Source organism: Streptomyces sp. SID3212, from assembly GCF_009865405.1.
Classification (GTDB): domain Bacteria; phylum Actinomycetota; class Actinomycetes; order Streptomycetales; family Streptomycetaceae; genus Streptomyces.
The window spans coordinates 1-2,124 of sequence record NZ_WWJY01000255.1; the positions used below are offsets into that span (position 1 = coordinate 1).

Annotated in this window: 3 protein-coding genes and 1 pseudogene; 3 read left to right on the top strand and 1 reads right to left on the bottom strand. The window is 73.7% G+C overall.

Annotated elements, in window-relative coordinates:
* On the top strand, window positions 1-652 hold a 652-nt coding region (locus GT042_RS07835; protein WP_272925691.1), incomplete at its 5' end, for an SbcC/MukB-like Walker B domain-containing protein.
* Here GT042_RS07835 and GT042_RS07840 read toward each other — a convergent pair.
* Window positions 642-1,088: an Lrp/AsnC family transcriptional regulator gene (locus GT042_RS07840; protein ID WP_161307982.1), complete on the bottom strand. Its 447-nt coding sequence runs from the start codon at window positions 1,086-1,088 to the stop codon at window positions 642-644. The genes GT042_RS07835 and GT042_RS07840 overlap by 11 nt on opposite strands.
* Window positions 1,089-1,182: 94 nt before the next feature.
* Here GT042_RS07840 and GT042_RS07845 point away from each other — a divergent pair, with 94 nt between their 5' ends.
* On the top strand, window positions 1,183-1,746 hold the full coding sequence (locus tag GT042_RS07845) for a rhodanese-like domain-containing protein (protein ID WP_161307983.1): 564 nt from the start codon (window positions 1,183-1,185) through the stop codon (window positions 1,744-1,746).
* Window positions 1,747-1,834: 88 nt separating this feature from the next.
* Window positions 1,835-2,124 (top strand): annotated as a pseudogene (locus GT042_RS07850) (3-ketoacyl-ACP reductase); the annotation flags it as partial.

The window sequence follows — 2,124 nt, forward strand, 5'->3', positions numbered from 1 at the left end:
CGACCGCCGCTCGGAGCTGGGCCGGCTCTCCCGGCAGGCCGAGACCGAGGTGCGCGGTCTCGGCCCGGTGCGCGAGGAGTACGGCCGGGTGGCCCGCCTCGCCGCGCTCACGGCGGGCACCTCGACCGACAACGAGCGCAGGATGCGCCTGGAGTCGTACGTCCTGGCCGCCCGCCTCGAACAGGTCGCCGCCGCCGCGACCGTACGGCTCCGGCGCATGTCCGGCGGGCGCTACGCGCTGGTCCACACCGACGCGAGGGCCGGCGGGCAGCGGCGCTCCGGCCTGGGGCTCCAGGTCGTGGACGCCTGGACCGGCAGCGCGCGGGACACGGCGACGCTCTCGGGCGGCGAGACGTTCTTCGCGTCGCTCGCGCTCGCGCTGGGCCTGGCCGACGTGGTGACGGACGAGGCCGGGGGCGTACGGCTGGACACGCTCTTCATCGACGAGGGCTTCGGCAGCCTGGACGACCAGACGCTGGACGAGGTCCTGGACGTGCTGGACTCGCTGCGCGAGCGGGACCGGAGCGTCGGGATCGTCAGCCATGTCGCGGACCTGCGGCGCCGCATTCCGACCCAGCTGGAGATCGTCAAGGAGCGGGACGGGTCGGCGGTCCGGCAGCGGGGGTTGGAGGCGGCGGCGCTCAGCGACTGAGGGCGCGGCGGGGCAGCGGGGAGGAGTAGACCACGTTGGTAGTCACGGAGCCGAGGGTGCCGATCCGGCCGGTGATCTCTTCGAGGTGGGACATCGAGCGGGCGGCGACCTTGAGGACGAAGCAGTCGTCGCCCGTCACGTGGTGGGCCTCCAGGATCTCGGAGGTCCGTTCCAGCAGGTCGTGGAACGGCTTGTAGTTGCCGTTCGGATAGCGCAGCCGTACGTAGGCGAGGATCGGCAGCCCGAGGCGCTCGCGGTCGACGACCGCGGTGTAGCCGGTGATCACCCCGGCCTCCTCCAGCCGCCGTACGCGCTCGGTGACGGCGCTCGGGGACATCGAGACGGCGCGCGCCAGCTCGGCGAAACTGGCCCTGCCGTCGCGCTGGAGGACGTCCAGGATGCGCCAGTCCGTGCTGTCCGGGGAATACGTGGTCATGGCCCAGGGATAGCAGAGGAAACGACGGCGATTCAAGCGGAGTGCCGGGGATCGCGCCTTCAAGCGTGGGTCGGACGACCGTAAATTTCTGTGCATGACCACGACCCACGCAGACGCTCCGACCGCAGACGCTCCGACCGCAGCCGCTCCGACCGCAGCCGCTCCGACCGGCGAGGCACGGCCTCTTCCCTCTCCCGCCAACGCGGTGCTGCGCGTGCCGCCCGCGTCCCCCGCCGAGGCCGCCGCGTACTTCGGCGCGAGCCTCGCCTTCCACGCCGACGTCTCCGACGTGGCGGCGGCGCTGGGGGAGGCCGGCGACCCCGGCTTCGTCCTTCTGGACTCCCGCTCCACCGCGTCCTGGGACCAGGGCCATGTCCCCGGCGCCCTCCACCTGCCGACCGCGCGCATCGCCGAGGACGCGGAGCGGCTTCTCGACAAGGCGGTCCCGGTGGTCACGTACTGCTGGGGGCCCGGCTGCAACGGCGGTACGCGCGCCGCGCTGGCCCTGGCCGGGCTGGGCTACCGGGTGAAGGAGATGCTCGGCGGCATCGAGTACTGGATCAGGGAGGGCTTCGAGGTCGAGACCTGGGAGGGCACCGAGCGACGTGCCGCCGACCCGCTGACGGCGGTGGTGGGGGCGGAGGAGTGCGGCTGCTGACGCGTACGGGGGGGTAGTTCGGCGGACCGCCGACGGGCGGGAGAAATCCGGTGGCGGGGTGGACCGTCGGCGGACAGCATGGGGTGTCATGCCGACACCCCCGACCCCACTCCCACCTCCCGCCGTCGAAGATCTCCGCCGCGACCCGCTGCCCCTCCGGGGGCGTACCGCTCTGGTCACCGGGGCCAGTCGGCGCGGTGGGATCGGGCATGCCGCCGCCCGGCGACTCGCCGCGTACGGAGCCGGGGTCTACCTCCACCACCACGTGCCGCACGACGCCGCCCAGCCCTGGGGCGCCGATCCCGAAGGGCCCGAAGCCGTGGCCGCCTCCGTGCGGGAGGCATGCGGGGATCCGGGCGCGCGGGTGGTGCACGGGCC

What these genes read in the sequence shown, in the direction of transcription:
- GT042_RS07840 (WP_161307982.1), bottom strand. Translation starts at nt 1,088, where the DNA reads ATGACCACGTATTCCCCGGACAGCACGGACTGGCGCATCCTGGACGTC.
- GT042_RS07845 (WP_161307983.1), top strand. Translation starts at nt 1,183, where the DNA reads ATGACCACGACCCACGCAGACGCTCCGACCGCAGACGCTCCGACCGCA.